The organism is Bradyrhizobium sp. SZCCHNGR1005 (assembly GCF_032489995.1).
Lineage (GTDB): Bacteria > Pseudomonadota > Alphaproteobacteria > Rhizobiales > Xanthobacteraceae > Bradyrhizobium.
In genome coordinates, this window is the sequence record NZ_JAUEZC010000004.1 from 358,814 (window position 1) to 381,291 (window position 22,478).

The window sequence follows — 22,478 nt, forward strand, 5'->3', positions numbered from 1 at the left end:
GAAGCACGTTCTTGTCGGCCTCGTCAGATGACGAGGCCTGTGGCTTCATTTAGCAGGTGCATATTATTGAGGTCCATCGCCATTCTGAGCGGGGCACCATCGCGCGCGGCGGCGTTCGGACTGACGCGCCCGCAGACCTGGGTGGCATCGAGCGTGAAGTAGACCAGCGTCTCCATGCCCATCGGCTCGGTCACGTCCAGCATGGCTTCGAACGGCTCCACGCCGGGCTCGGCATGCGGCCTCGCCTCGGTGATGTGCTCGGGGCGGATGCCGAGCAGCAGCGGCTCATTCCGCGACACGGACTGATAGCGCGCGGCCCGCGCCGGCGGCAGCGGAAACGCCAGGCGATCGGTCAGCCTCACGTGCAGCCGTCCGCTGGCCTCTTCCAGCCGGCAGGGCAGGAAGTTCATCGCGGGCGAGCCGATGAAGCCGGCGACGAAGCGGGTGGCGGGGTGATGATAGAGCTCGTTCGGGGTTCCGATCTGCTCGATCCGTCCCTTGTTCATGACCACGACGCGATCGGCCAAGGTCATCGCCTCGACCTGGTCGTGGGTGACATAGACCGTGGTGGTGCGCACCTTCTGGTGAACCTTCTTGATCTCGATCCGCATCTGCACCCGCAGCTTGGCATCGAGATTGGAGAGCGGCTCGTCGAACAGGAACACTTTCGGATTGCGCACGATGGCGCGGCCCATCGCCACCCGCTGGCGCTGGCCGCCGGAGAGCTGCTTCGGCTTGCGATCGATCAGGTCGGTGATGTCGAGCATGCGCGCGGCTTCCGTGACCCGGCTCTTGATCTCGGCCTTGGGATAATGCTTCAGCCGCAGCCCGAACGACATGTTCTCGGCGACCGTCATGTGCGGGTAGAGCGCATAGTTCTGGAACACCATCGCGATGTCGCGGTCTTTCGGCGGCACGTCGTTGACGACGTCGCCGCCGATCATGATGTCGCCGTCGGAAATATCCTCAAGACCCGCGATCATCCGCAAGGTGGTCGACTTGCCGCAGCCGGAGGGGCCGACAAGCACGACGAATTCGTGGTCGGCGATGTCGAGATCGATGCCTCTCACAGCCTCGACATCGTCGTAGCGCTTCACCACCTTCCGCAGGTTCACCTCAGCCATCGCGCTCAACCTTTCGTCGCGCCGGCGGTCAGGCCGGCAATGTAGTAGTCCATCAGGAATGCGTAGATGATCAGCGGCGGCGCGGCGCCAAGCAGCGCGCCGGTCATGATCTGCCCCCAGTTGAAGACGTCGCCCTTGATCAGGGTGGTGACGATGCCGACCGGCAGCACCAATTGGTTCTCCGAGGTCGTGAACACCATGGGATAGAGGAACTGGGCCCAGGAGACCGTGAAGGCGAAAATGGTCGCGGCGATCAGGCCGGGTAGCGCGACCGGAATGAAGATCCGCGTCAAGGTCTGCAGCCAGGAGGCGCCGTCGATGATCGCGGCTTCGTCGAGCTCCTTCGGGATCGAGGCGAAATAGCCGATCATGATCCAGGTGCAGAACGGCACCGTGAGGGTCGGATAGACCAGCACGAGCACGTACCAGCGGTTGATCAGCGGGATGCCGGTCAGCTCGCTGAAATGGGAGAACATCTTGAACAGCGGCAGGAACAGCAGCGAGTCCGGGATCAGATAGGTGAGAAACACGCCGGTGGCGAGCGTCGCCGAGCCCCAGAACTTCATGCGCGATAGCGCGAATGCCGCCGGGATGCTGATCAGCATCGTGATGATCACGACGAGGACGGAGACCAGTGCGGAATTGAGGAAGAAGCGCAGGAACCGGCTTGAGCCCAGCAGTTCGGCATAGTTCGACAAGGTGGGATGGAACACCCACCACGGATTGGTCGCCGCCGAGATCTCGGCGCTGCCCTTCAGCGACGTGATCAGCATGTAGAATGGCGGCGTCAGCGAGACGATCGTGAACAGGATCAGGAAGAAATAGGACCAGCGCAGTGCCCATGCGCGGTCGCGGCTGATGCTGCCGCGGCTGACCGTGCGGCTCGGGCCGGCCTTGTCGACGGTGAGCGTGCTCATCAGGCTTCGTTCCCTCGTTTGGAGACATCGCGCAGGATGAAGATCGCGGCGATCGCCAGGATCGGGAACATGAACAGCGACACGCTGGCACCGAGCGGAATGTCGCCGCTTTCGATGCCGAGCTTGAAGGCCCAGGTCGCGAACAGATGGGTGCGGTCGAGCGGCCCGCCCGAGGTCAGGATCCGGACGATGTCGAAATTGGCAAAGGTCACGATCAGCGAGAACAGCGTCGTGATCGCGATGATGTTGCGCATCATCGGCAGGGTCACGTACCAGATGCGCTGCCACCAGTTGCAGCCGTCGATCGCCGCCGCCTCGTATAGCTGCTCCGGGACCGACTTCAACGCCGCCAGGTACATGATCATGAAGAACGGCGCACCGTACCAGACATTGACGAGGATGACGGAGAACCGCGCCCACAGCGCGTCGCCGAGCCAGGGAATCGGGCCGATGCCGAAGAACGAGAGCGTGTAGTTGAACGCGCTGTAGGAGGGGTCGAACAGCCACAGCCAGGCCAGCGTGCTCATGGCGGGCGGGATCACCCACGGCACCAGCAGCATGCCGCGCCATTTGCGCTGGCCCTTGGCCGGGATGTAGTGCACGAAATGGGCGACGATGAATCCGATCAGCGCCTTGAAGACGACAGCCGTGATCGCGAAGATACAGGACTGCTTGACTACCATCCAGAACGTGTCGCGCTTGAACAGGAAGGTGAAGTTGCCGACGCCGACGAACTTCGTCATCGCCTTGTTCAGGGTCGCCAGATGCAGCGAGTAGAACGCGGGATAGACCACGAGCACCGCGATCAGGGCGATCAACGGCAGCGTCATCAGGAACGCGACGGTGGATTTGCGCTTCAGCGCCTTGTGCAGCGTCGTACGTTTTGCCGGCGACGAGCGGGCGATCCGGTTCTGTTGAAAGGCGACATCGGCCATGAAGCAGTCATCCTTGCAGGATTGCTCGCCGCCACGCCGATTGGTGCGACGTGATGCGGCTGATCGGGGGCAAACAGGTGAGGGCGGGGCGGCCGGCTGATGGCGCGGCCGCCCCTTCCGCAAACGGAGTCCGGCTAGCTGCGCAGGAAGCCTTCACACTCGCCCTCGGCCCAGGCGAGCGTGTCCTCCATCTTCTCACCTTGCGCATAGCGCAGGCACATCTTGGTCTGCGTGGCCTGGAAGTAGATCTGCTGCGCGATCTTGGGCGGCGCCGGCGATGCCGCGATCGACAGCGTCTGGTGATGGTAGGGGTTCGGATAGTGATAGAGCGTGCCCTTCGGCGGCTCGGCCTCCGCCCAGATCTTCAGCGTGGTCAGCTTCTCGAAGGCCGGCAGGTCGTAGCCGCCGCTGGCATTGACCATCTTCTCGATCGAGGCCGGCTTGGACAGATGCACCAGCAGGCTCTTGGCTGCCTCCTTGTTCTTGGAGAAGCTCCAGATCGACCAGAAGTAGGGCAGGAACGGCGCGTAGCGTCCTTTCGGGCCGATCGGGAAGCCGTGGGTCCAGAGCTGCTCGGCGACCTGCGGCGCGTCGCGCTTGGCCACCGCCCAGGCGCTTGGCGGGTTCATGATCATCGCGCCCTTGCCGGCGACCAGCCATTTGTTGTTGGAGGCGTCGTCCCAGGCCGCGACATCCGGCGGCAGGAACGCGATCAGCCGCTTGTAGAAGTCGAGCGCCTGCCGTACCGCATCGGTCTTGACCGTGATGTCACCTTTGGCATTGACGAGATCGGCGCCGAACGCCTGGAAGAATGCGCCGGCTGAATCGACGCTGTCGGTCGTTTCGCCGAGCCCGATGCCGAACGGATAACCGCCCTTGTGGCAGGCTTCGGCCGCCTTGAGGAACGCGTCCAGCGTCCAGTTATCAGCCTTGGGCGGCGAGCCTGCCGGATACATCTCCTGCACGTCGATCCCGGCATATTTCTTCATCAAATCGATGCGGGCGCAGGGGCCCTTGATCTGGCTGCCGACACAGGCCGGCACGCCCATCCACTTGCCATCGAGCATGCCGAGATATTTGACCGTGCCGTTGACATCGCCGTTCTCCTTGATGATCGGCTCCATGATGTCGTTGACCGGCTCCATGAGGTCCGAGTTGGAGTGACACCACCAGGTCGGCATTTGGAAGATGTCATGGCCGGACTTGGCCTGCGCCTCGGCGGCGATGGTCACGAGGTTCTTGTTGCCTTGGCTCGTGATGTAGTCGATCTGGACTTCGACCTTCTCCTTCTCGCCCCATTCCTTGACGAGATCAGTCGATGCCTGGTTGGCTCCGGGCACCCAGTGGTCCCAGAAGCCGATCGAGACCTTTCCGGCGGCATGGGCACTGCGGACGTAAGGCGCGGCAACGAGCGCGGTGGTGGTAGCAGCGGTAGCGGCAACAAATTGTCGGCGAGTAAGCTTCCTCCGTAACATGGCGTTCCCTCCCTGGTAGGCCAATCGGATTCTGTTTGAGAAACTCCCGTTGTTTTGAATTGCGGCCTCATGGGCCTGTTCGAGAGTTTGCTGATCGCAATCAGAGCAGAATTGCCGGCGGCTGTCGAGAAACGAGGTGAGGCCAAATGTTGAACTGATGGCTTGCGCCGAAAGTCGGAGACGGTAGCTGAAGCTGCATTGCAGCGACGCATCTTTCGCGCTGCACATCTGCAGAGACGATCGAGCGAGGTTGGCCGGAACTACCAGGATGCCTGTCCTACTCTTCTGAAGCGTGGCAATGCAGCGCGTTGCGAGAGATGGACTTGGGCGTTGCGAGACCGGTAAGATTCGAATCGGAAATCGGGATCGCCTATCCAATGATCTGGCGTCGGCCGACTTGCTCAGCTAACCCGCCACGGAGACCCGCCCATGACTTTCCCTATGCCGACGATGCGCAAGCGATGGCGGCTGTGCATTGCAATAGGGATCGGGCTGCTGACGAGCGGAACACTCAGCCTGCCGCGGCAGGTTGACGCGCAGGGGCTGTTCAAGGGAGTCGAGCAGGGCGCCCGCGAGGGTAACAAGGCTGCCGGTCCGGTCGGCGGTGTGTTGGGCGGCGCGATTGGCGGCGTGGTCGGTGTGGTCACCGGCGTGACCGGAACCCTCACCGACACCAACAGCCGGTCTGGCACCAACAACCAGAATGCTCAGCCTGCGCCGGCCCCCAACGAAGCGCAGAAGGCGAAACCGGCAAAGCCGGGCAAGGCCAGCAAGATGGCCAAGGCGCCGGCCATGCTGACCCAGCAAGGCGTACCGCAGCTCACCGCCGAGCAGATCGTCGCCAACAGCGACGCCAATATCGAGCGCATCAAGAAGGAACTGAGCCTCACCCCGGAGCAGGAGAAGCACTGGGGAGCGTTCGCGAGCGCGATGCACTATCTCGGCCACAATGGAGCCGAGCGCCTGAACCTGCGCATCGCCCGCGCCAAGCGCGATCCGCCGGACGACATCATCGAGCAGATGCGCAATGAGGCGCAGTTCCTGGTCGATCGCGCCGCAGACCAGCGCAGCGTCGCCGATTCCGCCGACCCACTCTATATGAGCCTCGACGATAAGCAGAAGCAGATCTTCATCGACGAGATGGTTCGCCTCAGCCACGAGCGCGGCCTGGACTAGGCCGGCGGGTAGGCCACGGGCAGGACGGATGAGCGCCATACGGCGAGCTGAAGTCGCGTGGCATAGGCCGTTCACCGGTCTCTACCCGCGGCCCGGGCGCCCCGCGTGCGCACAGAGTGCGGGCGCCTGGCGCCACGGAAATGGGATCGGCCTCTTACGGCAGGCCCGGCGCCCACATCAGGGCAAGCTGCTGGCCCTCGGCGATCTGAGCGGGCGACATCTTGAACGCCACCGCATTGCGCAGGCGCAGGTAATAGTCGCGGTCGCGCCGCGAAGCCCGGGCGGCGCCGAGATTGAGCCACTTGTAGGCCAGCACGAAATCCTGCGGAACGCCATGACCCTTGTCGTACATCAGCCCGAGCATGACTTGGCCGAAGGGATTGCCGCAAACCGCAGCCTTCATGTAGAGGTCGACCGCTGCCACATAGGCCTGCGGCGCGCCGTAGCCGTTCTCATACATGAAGCCGAGAAAGGATTGTGCCTTGGCATTGCCGCGCAGCGCGAGCGGGGTCAGGATCCGCACGGTCGTCAGATAGTCGCCGCGAGCGTAGGCCGAGGTCGCCCGCGCCACGCCGTCTGCGCGCGCCGGCTGGATCGAACCAAGGCTGCAGGCGACGAGCAGGCCGAGCACGAGTTGCGAACAGCGGAGCTTGATCCGGTCGGCCATGTCAATGAACCGTGTGCATGGTGAGGTCGTCGGTGCTCGCTCCCACGCTGCCGCGCAGCTTCGACCGCAGTTCCTCGGCCACATGGTGGGCATCGGTTCCGTTGCGGATGATCTGCGGCCGGATGAAGATGATCAGCTCGGTGCGCGTGCCCTTCTTGTCCTGATATCCGAAAGCGTCGCCGAAATGCGGGATCTCATCCAAAATCGGAATGCCGTTGCGGCTGCCATTCTGCTGCTCGCTGATCAGACCGGCAAGCAGCACGGTCTGTCCGGACACGACCGAGACCGAGCTCTTGACCCGCCGCTCCGAAACGGTCGGCGTCAGGCTCGTGGCAGTCTGCGGCGAGACGTTGCTGATCTCCTGCTCGACCTCGAGCCGGACATTGCCATTGGCGTTGATCCGCGGCGACACCCGGAGGATGATGCCCGTATTGCGATAATCGATGGTGTTGACGACCGTGTTGCTCGAACTCAGCACCGTGGCGCTGCCGGTCGAGACCGGGACCACGTCGCCGACCTGCAAGGTCGCAGCCTGATTGTTGATGACGACGAGCGAGGGGTTCGACAACACCTTCACGCTGGTGACCGCGTGCAGCGCATCGAGAATTGCCTTCGGGTTCGAATCCGATCCAATCAAAAAGTTGAATCCGGGGAAGGCGCGATTGATCAGCGCGTTCGTCACGGTGGACGTCACGCCGTTGACCGTCGACGTTGTCGATGTCGGCGCGGAGGTGGACTGCGTGTTCAGAAGCGAGCTGTATTTGCTGGTGATGTAGAACTGGACACCATAGCTGAGCTCGTTGGTCAGCGTCACCTCGGCAATCGTCGCTTCGATCGCGACCTGCAGCGGCGCCTGGTCGACCTGGCGCAGCGTCCCCTCGATGATCTTGTAGTTGGCCTGGTCGGCATAGATCAGGAGCGTATTGTTGACGACGTCGGGCGTGATGCGCACGCCCTGCAGGAGCGCCTGCCCGTTGCCGCCGGAGCCGCTGCGGCTGCTGTCGAGCGCGTCGGGCCCACTGCTTCCGCTGCTCTTGCCGGTCGTGCCGGCCGACTGCGACTGGCCGAAACCGGACATGCCGCTGCTCGAGGAGGTGCCGGACTGCCGGGAGCCGAAGCCGTTCGACTGCGAGTTCGACGAGGAATTCGAGTTCAGCGACAACCGGTCCGCCACACTCGATGAGGTCGTCGATCCCGATCCTGGTGCGAGCTGATTGTCGGCGCTGTCGAGCGAGGACGAGGACGAGCCGCCGATGAACATGTCGTTGAGCACGCGCGCGATCTGCTTCGCCTCGCCGTACTTGACCTGATAGACGTGGACGCTGTTCCGGGCCGCGTCCTCGCGGTCGAGGCGCTTGATCCAGGTCGCCGCAGTCTGCAGCAGCGCCGGCTTGCGGCTGACCACCATGATCGCATTCATCCGGGCCACAGCCTGGAACTTGAGCACGCCCTGGCTCAATCCGGATTCTCCGGAGTCCATGATCTTCTCGAGTTCGGCGATGAGAGGCTCGGGTGCGCTGTTGCTGAGCGGATAGATCCCGACCGACTGGCCGCGCATCCAATCCACGTCAAAGCTCATGACCGTCTCCACCGCATTGCGCCGCTCGGCGCCGGTGCCCTGAATCAGCAGCAGGTTGCGGGTGGAATCGGCGCGTACGCTCCCGGGTTTGGTGGCGAACGAATCCATCAGCTTGAGGATGGTCGGCGCCGACACATATTGTAAGGGCACCACCGAGACGCCGTAACCGGGCTCAGGATTGGCCGCCTCCGCATCGACCCGGCCGGCGCCAACGGCGTCGCCGAGCGGCGTCAATCGATAACCGGTCGCATCGTGAATCAGGACCACGCCGCTCAGCCGCAGCGCATTCTCCAGCACGAAGACGATATCGGATTTCGGCACGGGCCGGACCGAGACCAGGCTGACCGTGCCCTGGACCCGGGGGTCAATCGTATAGCCGGTGCCCAGGATGTCGCCGAGCACCACCTTGGCAACGGTGCCGACCGGCGTGTTTTCGAAGTTCAGATCATAGCCGCCGCCGCTCGCGACCGGGCGGGGCCGCGCGTCGGGAACGTCGTTGATCTCGGTCCCTTCGTAGACTGCAGCGCGGCTATTGCGCGGGGTGGCCGCCTGCGACCCGCCCGGGCCGTCCGCCTGACGCGGCATGATATCGAGCGATCGCACCTTGTCGAGCGGATCGATATCGCCCGGAGCGACAGTGCCGACAGTTGCAGAATTGCACGCGGACAACAGGGTCAGGATGCCCCATGCTGCCGCGATCGCGACAACTCTCGGACGCAAATCGCCTTTAGCCGTCTGAGACCGGCGCTTATAGCCAACACGCACCATACTTTCGCCGATCAACTCCAAAGAAAAGCACCGTCACGGATCGCGTGAGGCGTTCCCTGGCGTGTTGCCTGCCTAGCGCGCCAATATGACAGAACGATTAGAGCGCGGCCCGTTGTCGCGAATGAGTGGTGACTGTGGCATTCCGGCCCGGTGGACGGAGCCGATCCGTTTCGTACGGGTGTCATATTCGAGATCGATAAGCAGGGCTCCGGCGATCCGCGGCCTGACGGGCACGCCCCGCCGCATCCGCTCACCACGCAGTGCGACTGGAAAGACGCATGACCGGTCATCAGTCATTGCCGTTTGTCGAGCATCTTCGCCAGATGCGGCACCTCAAGGCGGCAGCCGCCACGGAAGAAGCCGGCGGGGGCGGAAGTCCGGCGATAAAATTGTGGGAGCTGACGGACCTGTCGGCGAACGAGTTCGCGGACGAAGCCGCACGGTTTTATGGGCTCGATCGTGTTGCGTTACAGGACCTGTTGACCGCCGAGCCGCTGGTGGCTCCGTTCTCGCAGCGCTTCCTGCGCGAGACCCTGCTGTTTCCATACCGGGCAGAGGGTGGAGGCGTGATTCTCGCCGTCGCCGACCCGACCGACCAGGCCGCACGCCGTGCCGCCGAGATCGTGCTGGGAGGCGATTTTGCGCTCCAGGTTGCCTCCTTCGAGGACCTGTCGATCGTGCTGGACCGGCGGCTTGCCGAGGACGGCAATGACGGAGGGCAGGGCGAGGCTGAGGGACTGCCGCAGCTTCGCGAAGACGACATCGAGAGCCTGCGGGACCTCGCCAGCGGCGCGCCGGTGGTCCGCGCCGTCAACGATCTCCTGGAGAAAGCCGTCGAACTCCGGGCCAGCGACATCCATATCGAGCCGTTTCAGAGCGGCCTCGTCGTGCGCCTGCGGATCGACGGCCTGCTTCGCCCGGTGCCGGCGCCGGCCGGCGTGCTGCCACAGGCCGTGATCTCGCGCATCAAGATCGTCGCCAGCCTCAATATCGCCGAGCGGCGATTGCCGCAGGACGGTGCGGCCCGGTTGCGCGTCGGCCGCACCGACATCGATATCCGCGTCGCCATCATGCCGGCGCAACACGGCGAATCCGCCGTCATCCGCATCCTGCCCAAGGATCGTGGGCTGCTGGTCATGGACAAGCTCGGCTTTTCAGCGACCGACGAGGTCAAGCTGCGTCGGTTGCTCAAGCTGCCGCACGGCATGATCGTCATCACCGGACCGACCGGCAGCGGCAAGACCACGACCCTCGCCACGATTCTCTCCATCCTCAACGAGCCGACCCGTAAGATTCTCACCATCGAGGATCCGGTCGAATATGAGATCCCCGGCGTCAACCAGTCCCAGGTCAAGCCCGCGATCGGGCTGACCTTTGCGACGGCGCTGCGCTCGTTCGTCCGCCAGGATCCGGATGTGATCATGGTCGGTGAGGTGCGCGACGCCGAGACAGCCCATGTGGCCGTGCACGCCGCGCTGACCGGTCACTTGGTCCTGACCACGTTGCACACGGAAACCGCGGCGGCGGCCTTGCCGCGCCTGCTCGATCTCGGCATCGAAGCCTATCTGTTGCGATCGACCTTGCGTGCGGTGATCGCACAGCGCTTGGTGCGGCAGCTCTGCGAGCGCTGCAAGACGGCGCGGCCGTTGACGGACGCGGATTTTACCGAGGACCCGCGGCTTGCGGCGCTCGGCCTGCGCGCCGGCGAGATCACCCATCATCCCGTGGGATGCGAACGCTGCAGCGGCTCCGGCTATCGCGGACGGCTCGGCGTGTTCGAAGTGCTCGAGGTCGACAACGAGCTGCGCAGCCTGATCGGGGAGAAAACCGACGGTCATAAGATCGACCAGGCGGCCATTCGGGCGGGCATGACGACGATGCTCGACGACGGTCTTGCCAAATGCCGCGCCGGATTGACCTCACCCGCCGAAATCCTTCGGGTCACGACAGCGCGCTGAGGTGAACCGTGCCCAATTTCCGCTATCGCGCGCTGACGCAAAACGGCGAGATCGTCCACGGCACGCTGCAGGCCCCGAGCGCGCGCGAGGTCGCCGCGCGGATCGAATATCTGCGGCTGTTGCCGATCGAGACCATCGAGGACAAGAAGCCGTCGTCTTCCGTCGGCTTCGGTCCGTTCAATCGGCCGAGCGCCGCCGAAGTCACGACGTTCACCCGCGATCTGGCCTTGCTGCTTCGCGCCGGTGCGCGGCTCGACGATGCCCTTGAGCTGCTTGCCGGAGATGCCGACGTCGGTCGGCTCCGTCCCGTGGTCGCCAAGCTGCGGGTCGCGCTGTTGAGCGGCGAAAGTCTTGCCGACGCCGTTGCTGCGCATCCGGAGCTGTTCCCGGCGATGTATGTGGCTTTGGTTCGTGTCGGCGAGGTCTCCGGCACGCTCGATCAGGTGCTGGAGGCGCTTGGGGCCGAGCGCGCGCGGGCCGAGCAGACGCGCCGCAAGCTGACCGATGCCATGCAGTATCCCGTCTTCGTGCTGATCGCAGCCGTCTGCGTGATGCTGTTCTTCATCCTGGTCGTGCTGCCGCAATTCTCCTCCGTGCTGCAAGATTTCGGCGGCAAGTCCGACACTGCGCTTGGCTTCTTCATCGACCTGTCGGATGCGATGCACGCCAACGCCGTCGCGCTCTCGCTCGGGGCTGCGGCGGTCATTGCCGGCGTCTGGTGGCTGTTGCGCAGGCCTGCCACCCGCGCGGCCATCATCAGCGCCGCCGCCCGCGTTCCGGGCATTGCGGGCATCTTTCAGTTCTACCGGACCAGCCTGTTCTGCCGGAATCTCGGCGTGCTGCTCGCGAGCGGCGTCAGCCTGACGGCAACGCTGCGCATCCTGATCGACATCATGGCGGTGACCGGCAACGTCGCGACCTGGTCGGCAGCGGCCGAGCGGGTGAGACATGGCGGCAAGCTGTCCGATGCGCTTTCGGCCGCCAGCAGCCTGCCGCCGATGGCGGTGCGGATGCTGCGGCTCGGCGAGGAAACCGGCCAGCTGCCCGCGCTCGCCGCACGCGTCGCCGAATTCTACGAGGCCAAGCTCCAGCGCAGCCTCGATCGGATCGTGGGCATCATCGGCCCGCTCGCGATCGTCACGATCAGCACCGTGGTGGGCGGGCTGATCGTCTCGGTCATGACCGCGCTTTTGTCGGTTACCCAACTCGTGGGATGAAGGGGAAGACAATGTCGAAACAGAATTCCGCCAAGTCGCCGAGGCGATACGGCGCCAACGTGCAGAGCTCGGAAGCCGGCTTCACGCTGGTGGAGATGCTGGTCGTGATCACGATCATCGGCCTCATCATGGGCCTGATCGGCCCGCGCGTGCTCAATTATCTCAGCGAGTCCAAGGTCAAGGCGGCGAAGATCCAGATGCAGAGCTTCGCCAGCGCGCTGGACCTCTACAACCTCGATACCGGCCGCTATCCGTCCTCCGCCGAAGGCCTTGCCGCCCTGGTGCGGCCGACCGGCGGCGGCGCCTGGAACGGGCCTTATCTGAAGGGCGCCAGCGTTCCCAACGACCCTTGGAACCATGCCTACATCTATCGTGTGCCGGGCGAACACGGCGCTTACGACATCGTCTCGCTCGGCTCCGACGGGCAGGAGGGCGGCAGCGGCGCGGCCGCCGACATTTCGCTCGATCGTCTCAGCGCTTCGGCCACGAATTGAAACTGATGACCAAGAAGGATCAGCACGGCTTCACACTGCTGGAGATGGTGTGCGTGCTCGCGCTCATCGCTCTGGTCACGGCCGTGCTGTTGCCTTTCGTGCCGCGTCAGACATCGCGCGCAAGGCTGCAGGCCTACGCACTCGAGGCGGCGACGCTTCTGAAGATGGACCGCAGCGCCGCGATCCGGCGCCAGCGCGACGTATCGACCCTGGTCGATCCGCATGCGCGCGCCATCCGCTCCGGTGCCAGCCGCGAGGCGTTGCGCATTCCCGACGACGTTCGCTTCGACGCCACCCTCCCGCAGACCTGTCGCAATCGCGCGGCATTCTCCACCATCAGTTTCTTCGCCGACGGCATGTCGTGCGGCGGGGCGATCGCACTCAGCCGGCTCGATACGACCTACGAGATCCGCGTCAATTGGTTGACCGGCAGGGTAGAGGTTTCATCCCGTGTCCCGCTCGCCAACTGACCGGCCCGATGCCGGCTTCACGATCATCGAGGTGCTGATCGCACTTGCGGTCGTCGCCGTGTCGATCGTTGCGATCGGGCAGGTGATGTCGACCAATGCCCGCGGGGTTCGCTCGTTGGAGAACCACGTCGCCTTGGTTCAGTCGGCGCAAACCGTGCTGGCGATGCAGATCCCGCAACGAAGCGCGCTGGCGCCGGGACAGCTGAGCGGTCGCAACGGCGAGACGCGCTGGCAGATCGACATCGGTCCGGTCGGCGACGACTGGATCTCGGACAAGGACGATGTGAACTGGATTCCTGAACTGGTCAAAGTGCGTGTGCGCGGGCCGGCCGGCGGCATGATCACGCTGGAGACGGTTCGTCTGATGCCGAAGCCGAAGCAATGACGACGACAGCTGAGCATCGCGACGCGCACGCAGGCGAGCGGGGATTCAGCCTGATCGAGGCGCTGGTCGCGCTTGCGCTGATCGGGCTCGTGTTGTCGGCGCTGGCCAAAGTCACCGCGCAATGGCTGCCGAACTGGAACCATGGCGTCGACCGCGTCCAGCGCAGCGAGCTGATCGGCATTGCCATGCAGCGCATCGCGGCTGATCTTGCCGCAGCGGAATTCGTCTCTCCCGGACGCGACCTGCGCAAGCCGCTGTTCGACGGCTCGGCGCTGTCGGTCACCTTCGTGCGCACGGCCATCGGGCCGAATGTAGGCCCGGGCCTCGACATCGTCCGGATCGCAGAAACAGTGGATCAGGGACGGCTGGTGATGGTCCGCTCGCGCGCGGCGTTTGCGCCGCTCCCGCAGGGCGTCTCGCTGTCGGAGGCGATCCGCACCCGCGATCCTGTCGTGCTGCTGACGCCGCCGTTCCGCTTGTCGTTCGCCTATGCGGGCGTGGATCGGGTCTTCCGCGACAACTGGCACGAGAGCGACCGGCTGCCGGCGGCGATCAGGCTGACGGTTCGCGATGCCGGCAGCGAGCGCATTCTTGCGGTCTCCACCGTCACGCCGGTTCATGTCGAGGCGGCTGCCTCCGGCGGTTCGTCCGAGGAGGGCGGCAAGACCGATACCGATGGCAATAAGAAAGCCACCGACGACAACAGGCCGGCCGGCGCTGGCGCGAAGCAGGGAGGCTCGTGATGGCGCGCCGGACCTGCAGCGCAGCTTGCGACCGTCGCGGCGCCGAGCGCGGATTCGTGCTCGTTGCCGTGCTGTGGATTCTGGCGGCGCTTGCCGCACTCGCGATGATCTTCTCGGCCTTTCTGGCCAACTCAGCGCGCGCCATCGCCGTCAACGACAATGCGCTGCAGACCGAAGCTCTGGTGTCTGCCGCCGTCGAATTGACCGCCTATAAGCTGACTTCGTCCGGCGAGAACCCGCCGGCGCACGGCAGTTTCCATGCCGCGTTGAACGGTGCCGAGATGTCGGTGACCTTTACCTCCGAGACCGCCCGCATCGACCTCAACAACGCGCCGAAAGAATTACTCGCTGGCCTGATGAGCGTGCTCGGCGCCAGCCCCGAAAATGCAAGAGAGTATGCCGACCGTATCGCCGGATGGCGGAAGCGTGCCGCGCCCGGCAGTGCCGCCAGCGGTGAAGATGCGCTCTATCGTGCCGCCGGTCGCTCCTACGGCCCGCGCCAGGCACCGTTCGCCCACATCAACGAGCTCAGCCTCGTGCTGGGGCTGCCGCCGGCACTGGTGGCGCGCGCGCTTCCCTTCGTGACCGTGTTCAGCGGCTCCCCCGGAGTTGACGCGATCAATGCGAGACCCGAGGTGATCGCGGCCTTGCCGGGCATGACGCCGCTGATCCTGAAGCAGTTTCTTGCCGATCGCGACGGGCTGGACAACGATCCCCAAGCCATCGCGCGGGCGCTCGGCGAGGCCAAGGCCAGCGCGACCCAAGACAAATGCGAGGCCTATCGCATCCTGGTCCGGCTCCGGCTCAGGAACGGTTGGCAGACCGCTTCCGAAGTCGTGATCGGTTTGAAGAGTGCGGCTAATCCGTACCGCGTGCTGGCGTGGCGCGATGGAATCGGTGGTGCCGGCGGAATGGAGTTGTGAGTGCGATGCTGGTGGAATTGAAGGAGCTGCTTGCAACCTGGATCGCAGCCGTGGCCGTGGCGATCCAGGCGGCCATGGGCCGGCTCACATCGCGGCGCAGGGTCGTGCTGCGGGAAGAGGATGGCGGCCACTTCACGGCGCGATCCGGCTCGGCAGGCCAGGACGCAGGCCTGGCGCCGGTGTCCTTCCGCCTGATGCATGGACGGCTCGAGCCGGCGCTGCCGCCGCAATGGCGCGCGGCGTTCCGCAGCAGCACCGTCGAGGTCGAGATGCGGCCGGATCAGGTCCTGTTCCGTGAGGTCGACTTCCCCAAACAGGCGGCCGAGTTTCTCGACGGCATGGTTCGGACCCAGATCGACCGGCTGACCCCCTGGACGGCCGGCGAGGCCGTCTATGGCCTGACGGCGCCGCAGCCAGGTCCCAACGATCGTATCGTATTGATGCTGGCCGCGACCGCGCGGGCGAGAATTCAGCCGTTGGTCGAACTGGCGACCGGACTTGGCGCAGCGTCGATCTCGGCAGTGGTCGCCGTTCCGCAGGACCAGGTCGCCGGCGAAACCATTCGGCTGTTCAATGCAAGGCTGGTGCAAGCCGGCCGCTTCGCCGTGAGCATTCCGAGTCTGCTGCGCGGGCTGCTGCTGGGCGGCGGCGTGGCGGCCGCCGCAAGCTTTGCGTTGTCAGCCTATCTCGGCGCGCGATTAGATACGCAGCTCCAGGAGCTGCAACAGCAGCTCACCCAGCGGCGCGCGGCGCTCCGCCTCAATCAGGGCGCAAGCTCCGCGGAGCAGTTGCTCGCGCAGCGCAAGCGGAGCACAGCCTCGAGCGTGATGGTGCTTGAAGCGCTGTCGCGCGTGCTGCCCGACAGCACCTATACGACGGAGCTGCGGATCGAGGGCGACAAGATGCAGGTGGTCGGATTGACCCAGGATGCGCCATCCTTGATCCGCTTGCTGGAACAGTCACCGCAATTCACTCGTGCCACGTTCTTTGCCCCGACCACGCGCGCGCCCGAAGACCCGGGCGAGCGGTTTCACATCGAGGCGCACGTCACGCCGTATTTCGGGTCAGGCTCATGAACCAGAACGCAACCCTGGCCAAAGTCCTCGCGCGGCCTGTGCCCGCCGCGATCACCTATCTCGGCGTGATGCTGGCCTTCCTGGTCGTGATCGCGAGCTCCGCGACCGATGTGCTGGGCCGCCGCGCCAACGTTGCTGCGACGGCTGCGATGCTCGAGCAGCTCGATGGTCACAAACCCGCCTTGGCGCGTAGAACCGGCGCCGAGGGCACCGCGCCGTCCGGCTCGCCGTTCCTGGAAGGCGCCACCGTCACTGTCGCCGGCGCCGCGCTACTGCAGCGCGTGACCGGCGCGATCACCAAGCTCGGCGGCAACGTGCAGTCGTCGCAGATCGACCTGCAGGGAACGCAATCCAAAACCGGATTCATCACGATGATCGCGAGCTGCGACATCGACCAGGTAGGGCTGCAGCGGCTGCTCTATGACATCGAAGCGGGCATGCCGTTCCTGTTTGTCGATCAGCTGGTGGTGCAGGCACCAACGAACGTGGCCGAGGCAGGAGACAGCAAATTGCGGATACTCCTCACTGTCTCCGGACAATGGCAAGGCGCGAAATGACGGACCGGACCATGCTCCCAAGGACGCTGCCGAGCAAGCCAAGAGCGATCGGCCTGGTCGTGCTGCTCGCGGCCGTATTCAGCCTTCTCGCGGCGCGCACGGCGCTGTCGATTGCCGCTTCCGATATGGAGCTCGATCCACCGCGCCAAGCGGACGCTCCGGCCGCGCCATCAATCTGGGATGCGCCGGCTGGCGCAGCCTCCGTACCCGTCCGGCCGAAGCCGGCTGCGGCGGCGCCGGCGGTCAGCGCCAATCCGCTTTGGGCCATTCCGCTGGCAAGCTTGTCTAATACGCGCGAGCGGCCGATCTTTTCCGCCTCGCGCCGGCCGCCGCCGCCCCCTGCCGCGCCCGTTGCGATGGTCAGCGCGCCGCCTCCGCCGCCGAAGCCGCCGCGGGTCGAGCGGCCACAATTGTCGCTGGTCGGCACGATCGTCGGCGCCGACCAGAGCTTCGGGATCTTCATCGATCAGAGCACGCGGACGGCCCTGCGGCTGCGCATCGGGGAAGATTTCCAGGGCTGGCGTTTGCAGGCGGTTCAGGGACGGGAGGTCACGCTCAAGCGTGACGATCAGACCGCCATCATCAGCCTTCCAGAGCCGGGACCTGAGGCCACGACGGCGGGTGTGTCACCACCAATCCAGGCGGAGAATGCTTTTATCGATGACGAGGCAGATCCGGTCCAGCGCCGCCGGAAGCGCTAACCCATCCCGTTGGATGGGGGCGATCTAGTCCAGCCAGCCGGTCTGCTGCAGTGCCAGGGTGATCAAGAGCCCGAGCACGAGGAACGGCCCGAACGGCAGCGCCGTTTGCCGCGTCATCGCCTGTCCGCCAAGCTGCAGGCCGACCGCTGCGAGCAGGGCCGTGAGGGAGGCAACAAGCAGCTGCATCGGAATCCCGGTCGCTCCGACCCACAGGGCGGAGGCCGCCAGCAGCTTGACGTCGCCGAGCCCAAGCCCCTGCAGGCCGCGCAGCATGAAATATAGCCGATGCAGCAGCCAGACCGCGCCGCCGATGATCGCGGCTTCCACGATGGCTTCAGCCAGGAAGGCCACGCCGCCGAGAGCCGCGGCGTGCATCGCGCCGAGCGCCGCGATCGCAAGGTTGAGCCAATCCGGAATGATGCCCTGGCGGAAGTCGATCCAGGCGAGAAGCAGGCAGGCAAGCCCGAGCAGAGACAGGCAGAGCAGGGTGACCATCAAGAATACGCCGGACCATGTGCGACGCGCGTCTGATACACGATCCCACACCGGCGGTCTGCCCCGGATCTGATGCTCGAGACAGCCGTCCTGTCGTCCGCTGCGGCGCCGTAGCTTCGCGCAACTACCAGCTGTAACGGACGGTCCCGGTTCCGGCGTAGGTTTGCGCATGGCCGGCGAACTCGCCGTCGAACTTCGCGAGCAGCGAGATGCCGTTGGCGAGACGAAACTCGGCGCCAGCCGAGACGAGCGCGGAATCCTTCGCGGGGGAGGCGCCGTTGACGACGAAGCTGGCCCCCGGCAGCGACTGGAACAGCGCCGTCAGGCTGGGATCACTGACCCAGTCGTGCGCCCACCCCAGACGCGAGCGCAGCGTAATCACCGCGTCCGGCATGACTGCCGCGATGTAATCGAACCGCGCGCCCAATTCGCTGCGGGTATCGGTAGCCGTGCGCCCATTATAGGAGAGACCGAAGCCGCCGAGGCTGAGGTCGGCCTCGCTGTAGGTCGGCGTTCGGAAGGCCTGGGCCTGCAAGGCGGCATAGGGCGACACGCCGAATGCACCGAGGCCGAAGCGATAGCCACCCTCGACGCGCGCGCCAAAGCTCTGGGCGTTGAAGTTTGCCGTAAGGTGATCGGCGAACGCCGCGAAGCGGTCCGTCGATATCCAGTGATTGGTGAAGGCGGCCGAGGCTGCAAGATAGGCGGGACCCGACCGAGTGACGGCGTAGGCGCCGGCCTGGAAGGCATCGCTTCGGCCGCCGCCGAGGCCTTGTGCAAGGGACCAGTTCGTTGCACCACCTGCAAAGGCAAAGCCCAGCACGGTGTCGCGCATCACGTGATAGTCCAGGCCGCCGGCAAAGCCGGCGACCCGGGCGCTAAGATCATGACTCCCGATTACCGGATTGCCGTTCGTGTTGTTGGAGCCGCCATAGGCCGTGCCCCATGCGGTCCATAGCGGCTGGGTAGCGGAGAGCAGCGGCGGCGCCTTGGTGGCCATCGGAGCCTTCATCGCCTTTGCGTAGGCGAACGCAACATCATCCGGCAGCGCCTCGCGCTCCGGCGCAAAGCCGAAGGCCGGACCGGTCATTCCCGCCGTTCCGCCTCGGCCGTCCACGAATGGATCGAGCATCACGTTCAGGAATTGACCGCCGAGCTGGAACGCCCCTTGCTGCGCGCCGGTCGCCGCTTCGCCGGACAACTGCGTGAGCGTGCTCTTCAAGGCAGCGGGGTTGAGCGCAAACAGCTCGGCGAAGCGCGGCGGCAGCACGCCGCCGCTGTTGAAGAAGTCGTCGACGGCACTGGCGACATTGAACTGATTGACGCTCAAGCCGACGGTGCTGCTGAGATTGGTCAGCTGCGCCACCAAATCCAGGAAGACGTCGGTGCCAGTATAGCTCAGGGTCGCGGAGACGGTCGGACTACTCGTTATTGCGCCGGCGAACGTGGTGCCACCCAAGCCGCCGTTCGCGTGCAGGATATGGTATCTGTCCTGCGTGAACAGCCCGGACGCTAACACGGTGCCTCCGGTCAGCGTTGCGATCCCGGAGACGTTGGCGAGCGAGGCGGTCGAATTGGTCTGGACGAGATAGAAAGCGCCCGCCTGAAAGGCGAGGTTGCCGGCAATCGTCATGCTGCCGGGTGAGGTTAGCGGTCCGGGGGCCAAAATGCCGCCGCTGCCCACCATGACGTTGCCCACGGTACCGCTGCCCGCGAGCGTGCCGCCGCCATTGATGGTCGAAGCGGAAGGAGCAATCGAGCCATCGACGACAAGGATGCCGGAGTTGATGCTGGTCGCGCCGGTATACGTGTTGTTGCCGGTCAGCACGAGCGTGCCGGCGCCGCTCATATCGAGCGTTCCGGCAATGGTGCCGTCGGAGATGACGCTGGAGATGGTTTGCGTCGTGCCCGCCGGCGGCGTGAAGAAGGGATCGCCCGAAATCTGGATATTGTTGGTAATGGTGAAATTGGCCGTGTCGAGGAACGATAAAGTCGTTCCGGCGGCCAACGACAATAAGCCGGTCCCCAGCGCGCTGTTGTTGCCGATCACCAGCGTACCGGCATTGACGGCCGTGCCGCCGCTATAGGTGTTGCTGCCCGACAGCGTAAACGCACCCGCGCCAATCTTGGTAAGTCTGCCCGTTCCGCTGATCACGCCGCTGAAGGCAGTCGAGGTGCCGTTGTTCCCGGTTGTCAGCGTCGCAGAGCCGAGCGTCACGCTCCCGCTGCCTGCCAGCGATCCGATCGATTGGTTGAAGCTGCCGAGATCGACAGTTGCGCCGCTCGCAATCGTGTAGGCACTGTTCGGTGAAAACGCGTTGACGATGCCGGCCTGCAGTGTGCCTGCGTTGACGAAAGTGGGCCCGGAATAGGTGCCTGCGCCCGACAAGGTCAGCGTGCCGGCGCCGATCTTGGTAAATCCGCCCGGCCCGCTGATGGTGCCGGACAAGGTCGCGTTGTTGCCGGCGGTGTCAAACGTACCACCCTGGCTCAGCAGCGTGATTGGCAACGAAGTCGAGATTCCGCCCGCTGCGAACTGCAAGGTCCCACCGGTAAAGATCGGACCCGACGCGCCGCTTGGGCCGGAGGCCAGCGTGCAGGCGAGCGCTCCCGACGTATTGGCCTTGAAGGTGAGCCCGGCCGCAAGCAATGCGTTGCCGTTCGAGCAGATGCTGGCAATACCTGGGCTGGACGAGACGGCGAGGGTCGTCAGGACCGTATTGGAGGCTGTGTCGATGACCGACACGTTGTTGCTGGTGCGGTTGGTGACGTAAACCCGAGAGCCGTCCGGACTGATCACCACCCCAAAAGGATCAGTCCCTACGGCGATGTTGGTGATAACGGTGTTCGTCACGGCGTTAATAACGGAAACGGTGTCGTTATTGAAGTTGGTCACATAAAGGCGCGTCCCGTCGGGACTGACCGCGATTTGACGAGGGCTGGCCCCGGCTGCGACTCCGATATTCGTGAGCACGGCGTTGGTCGCCGTATCGACGACTGAAATCGTGTTGCTGGTCTGGTTGGCCACATACGCGCGCGTTCCATCCGGACTAAATGTGACCCCGGCAGGGTTTACGCCGACGTTAATCGTTGTGGTCACCGAGTTCGTCGCCGTGTCGATGACCGAAACTGTGTTACCGAACAAATTCGTCGCATAGACGCGCGTGCCGTCCGGACTGACTGCGGTCATGGTCGGACGATTGCCTACCGGAATGGTGGCGACCACTGTGTTGGTCGTGGTGTCGATGACCGCAATGTCGTTGACGGCCGCGTTCGCCACATAGAGCCGAGTGTTGTCCGGACTAATTGAAATGCCGAGAGGATTTGCTCCTCCTCCGACATTAATAGTGGCAATGATTGCGTTAGTGGCAGTGTCGATAGCGTATACGGTGTTGGGAGAAGCAAAACTGCTATTGCTGTTGCTCAAGTAAACTATCGATTCGTCTCCGCGCACGACAGCGGCTGTTGGTTGAGCGCCGGTGACGAGCGGGGTAAGCACGTTGTTGTTGGACGTGTCGATTGTCGACATCGTCGTAAAGCTGATGCCAAAAGCATCTTGGGGTACGAACACAAATGGCCCTGTTTGCGCGCGGGACTCGTCGGCGACGAGCATTGGCAGAAGGAAAGCCGAGGCGAGAATGATCAGGGTGAGAGGGAAACCCGCGGCTCTCATTGTGCGGCCACGATTCCGGCGGAAGCACCCGCACTCGCTTTTTGGGACCGGCGGTATCGTCAGAACCCGAGGTAAGCGTGGCCCGAGTGCTGACCATTTGGCAGGATTTGGAGCGCGGTCGTCATCCGGGAGAGCCGGAGTAAGGTTCTGCCCCACAAACCTTCTCATTGACTCGGAGTTCATCCTGGGAAGCGGAGCCATCTGCGAGTTCCGTAAGGCAGGAATACCGGCGAGGAGGCCAAATCGGGCAAAGATTTGGTGCAATTTACAGGTGTGTCGCCGAGAAGCGCTATTGGCGGATGAGCCGGCTGGCCCGATTTGTGCTTTCCTGTGTCGAGAAGGCCACAAGGTCGAGTTCCGCAGATGCGACCCAGTTTCATTTCGGACTTCGGCCGCGATTCCAACAGGCAAAGAGCTGAGTGCCCCGGGCAAAGGTCAAGGCAGCCCGAGGGCTACAGCTCGTGGGTACGAGCGTTTCCGGAGACCACATCGTTCGCGTCGAGGTGTTGCCGGAACTGCGATCACGACCGGGTTGCGCCAAGATCAGATATGATGTTGTCCGCGATGTCCGCCCTAGACGCAGCGCATCATCCCCCCGGCATGACGCAGCGCATCATGCCCGGCAACCTCGTCGAAAGGCTCACGCCGAGGCCATCCAGCGCATTCGAACGGTGATCCAGGGCAGTACCGAGCCGGTGCATATTCGGCATCACGCCGGCATGTCAGGGTGCAGCGCTTCATATTGGCCATTGCCGCAAACCGATGAGCGTCAGGCGAACCTAAACGCCGGTCGGGGAGGAGGTTTAGGAAGACCAGTCAGGAAAGCTTTTCCTCGACTGCGAAAAAGCTCCTCGTCAGCCGCCGCGGGGGAGGCGACACAATTGGAATGCAGGCGCAGGGAAGGGTGAAATTGCTCCGTCTAATACACGATCTGCGGCCGGGTCTTCTGCCACGACCCCAACGCGCTGCCTTCGGCAAGTTAGATCCGGCGATACGGCTGGAGCGCATTCGACGAAGCGAGACAGAGTTAGGTGCCCATAACTAACGACCGTGAGGTCAAGACCCGACGGATCGCTGGACAGGAACAGGCCTGTAATCATGTCGTCACACTGCTGCGCGAAGACAGCCGGGCTGTATGGGTGAGG

19 protein-coding genes are annotated in these 22,478 nt (G+C 64.3%); 11 read left to right on the forward strand and 8 right to left on the reverse strand.

Annotation, left to right across the window (positions count from 1 at the left end; translation table 11 throughout):
- Positions 1-23: 23 nt before the first annotated feature.
- The 4 genes from QXZ85_RS19390 to QXZ85_RS19405 all read right to left on the reverse strand — a co-directional run bounded on the left by QXZ85_RS19390 (position 24) and on the right by QXZ85_RS19405 (position 4,451).
- Entirely contained in the window at positions 24-1,124 is a 1,101-nt protein-coding gene (locus QXZ85_RS19390; RefSeq protein ID WP_316174654.1) for a sn-glycerol-3-phosphate ABC transporter ATP-binding protein UgpC, read from the reverse strand.
- 5 nt (positions 1,125-1,129) lie between these two features.
- Positions 1,130-2,041: a carbohydrate ABC transporter permease gene (locus QXZ85_RS19395; RefSeq protein WP_315703996.1), complete on the reverse strand. Its 912-nt coding sequence runs from the start codon at positions 2,039-2,041 to the stop codon at positions 1,130-1,132.
- Positions 2,041-2,976, reverse strand: a complete 936-nt coding sequence (locus tag QXZ85_RS19400; protein WP_315730983.1) for a sugar ABC transporter permease — start codon at positions 2,974-2,976, stop codon at positions 2,041-2,043. The genes QXZ85_RS19395 and QXZ85_RS19400 overlap by 1 nt, the downstream gene beginning before the upstream one ends.
- 134 nt (positions 2,977-3,110) lie before the next feature.
- Positions 3,111-4,451, reverse strand: coding sequence for an ABC transporter substrate-binding protein (locus QXZ85_RS19405; protein WP_315730985.1), 1,341 nt, complete (start codon positions 4,449-4,451; stop codon positions 3,111-3,113).
- A 516-nt stretch (positions 4,452-4,967) separates the two neighbouring features.
- Here QXZ85_RS19405 and QXZ85_RS19410 point away from each other — a divergent pair.
- A complete protein-coding gene (locus tag QXZ85_RS19410; RefSeq protein ID WP_315731148.1) occupies positions 4,968-5,627 on the forward strand; it encodes a Spy/CpxP family protein refolding chaperone in 660 nt (219 codons plus the stop codon).
- 154 nt (positions 5,628-5,781) lie between these two features.
- Here QXZ85_RS19410 and QXZ85_RS19415 read toward each other — a convergent pair whose 3' ends face one another.
- Positions 5,782-6,294, reverse strand: a complete 513-nt coding sequence (locus QXZ85_RS19415; protein WP_315728950.1) for a tetratricopeptide repeat protein — start codon at positions 6,292-6,294, stop codon at positions 5,782-5,784.
- A gap of 1 nt (position 6,295) precedes the next feature.
- The gene (gspD, locus tag QXZ85_RS19420) at positions 6,296-8,641 is read right to left on the reverse strand and encodes a type II secretion system secretin GspD (protein WP_315703992.1); all 2,346 of its coding nucleotides are present in this window, start codon (positions 8,639-8,641) and stop codon (positions 6,296-6,298) included.
- A 278-nt stretch (positions 8,642-8,919) separates the two neighbouring features.
- On the opposite strand from gspD, the gene QXZ85_RS19425 reads away from it, so the two are divergent.
- From QXZ85_RS19425 to QXZ85_RS19470, 10 genes are read left to right on the forward strand one after another with little or no spacing between them, the layout of a single operon-like run.
- Positions 8,920-10,599, forward strand: coding sequence for a GspE/PulE family protein (locus QXZ85_RS19425; protein WP_315728951.1), 1,680 nt, complete (start codon positions 8,920-8,922; stop codon positions 10,597-10,599).
- An 8-nt stretch (positions 10,600-10,607) separates the two neighbouring features.
- Complete coding sequence (locus QXZ85_RS19430; protein ID WP_315728952.1) at positions 10,608-11,816, forward strand: type II secretion system F family protein; 1,209 nt, start codon at positions 10,608-10,610, stop codon at positions 11,814-11,816.
- Between the two features lie 11 nt (positions 11,817-11,827).
- On the forward strand, positions 11,828-12,310 hold the full coding sequence (gene gspG / locus QXZ85_RS19435; protein ID WP_315742175.1) for a type II secretion system major pseudopilin GspG: 483 nt from the start codon (positions 11,828-11,830) through the stop codon (positions 12,308-12,310).
- 5 nt (positions 12,311-12,315) lie between these two features.
- Entirely contained in the window at positions 12,316-12,780 is a 465-nt protein-coding gene (locus QXZ85_RS19440; protein WP_315764263.1) for a prepilin-type N-terminal cleavage/methylation domain-containing protein, read from the forward strand.
- Positions 12,761-13,165 carry a type II secretion system protein J gene (locus QXZ85_RS19445; protein ID WP_315742173.1) on the forward strand — a complete coding sequence of 135 codons (405 nt, stop codon included), beginning with the start codon at positions 12,761-12,763 and terminating at the stop codon, positions 13,163-13,165. The genes QXZ85_RS19440 and QXZ85_RS19445 overlap by 20 nt, the downstream gene beginning before the upstream one ends.
- Positions 13,162-13,908: a type II secretion system protein J gene (locus QXZ85_RS19450; protein WP_315742172.1), complete on the forward strand. Its 747-nt coding sequence runs from the start codon at positions 13,162-13,164 to the stop codon at positions 13,906-13,908. Before QXZ85_RS19445 ends, QXZ85_RS19450 begins: the two co-directional genes overlap by 4 nt.
- A complete protein-coding gene (locus QXZ85_RS19455) occupies positions 13,908-14,831 on the forward strand; it encodes a type II secretion system protein GspK (protein WP_315703985.1) in 924 nt (307 codons plus the stop codon). The genes QXZ85_RS19450 and QXZ85_RS19455 overlap by 1 nt, the downstream gene beginning before the upstream one ends.
- A gap of 5 nt (positions 14,832-14,836) precedes the next feature.
- On the forward strand, positions 14,837-15,907 hold the full coding sequence (locus tag QXZ85_RS19460; protein WP_315742170.1) for a PilN domain-containing protein: 1,071 nt from the start codon (positions 14,837-14,839) through the stop codon (positions 15,905-15,907).
- Positions 15,904-16,464 (forward strand): type II secretion system protein GspM, encoded by a 561-nt coding sequence (gspM, locus tag QXZ85_RS19465; RefSeq protein WP_315703983.1) that lies wholly within the window; start codon positions 15,904-15,906, stop codon positions 16,462-16,464. Before QXZ85_RS19460 ends, gspM begins: the two co-directional genes overlap by 4 nt.
- Positions 16,465-16,475: 11 nt before the next feature.
- On the forward strand, positions 16,476-17,165 hold the full coding sequence (locus QXZ85_RS19470) for a hypothetical protein (protein WP_315767838.1): 690 nt from the start codon (positions 16,476-16,478) through the stop codon (positions 17,163-17,165).
- Between the two features lie 24 nt (positions 17,166-17,189).
- Here the strand turns inward: QXZ85_RS19470 and QXZ85_RS19475 are convergent, their stop codons facing one another.
- Together QXZ85_RS19475 and QXZ85_RS19480 are read right to left on the reverse strand one after the other, a co-directional pair.
- Positions 17,190-17,660 (reverse strand): A24 family peptidase, encoded by a 471-nt coding sequence (locus QXZ85_RS19475; RefSeq protein WP_315703981.1) that lies wholly within the window; start codon positions 17,658-17,660, stop codon positions 17,190-17,192.
- A 124-nt stretch (positions 17,661-17,784) separates the two neighbouring features.
- Positions 17,785-21,333, reverse strand: coding sequence for an autotransporter domain-containing protein (locus tag QXZ85_RS19480; protein ID WP_315767839.1), 3,549 nt, complete (start codon positions 21,331-21,333; stop codon positions 17,785-17,787).
- Positions 21,334-22,478: the final 1,145 nt, after the last annotated feature.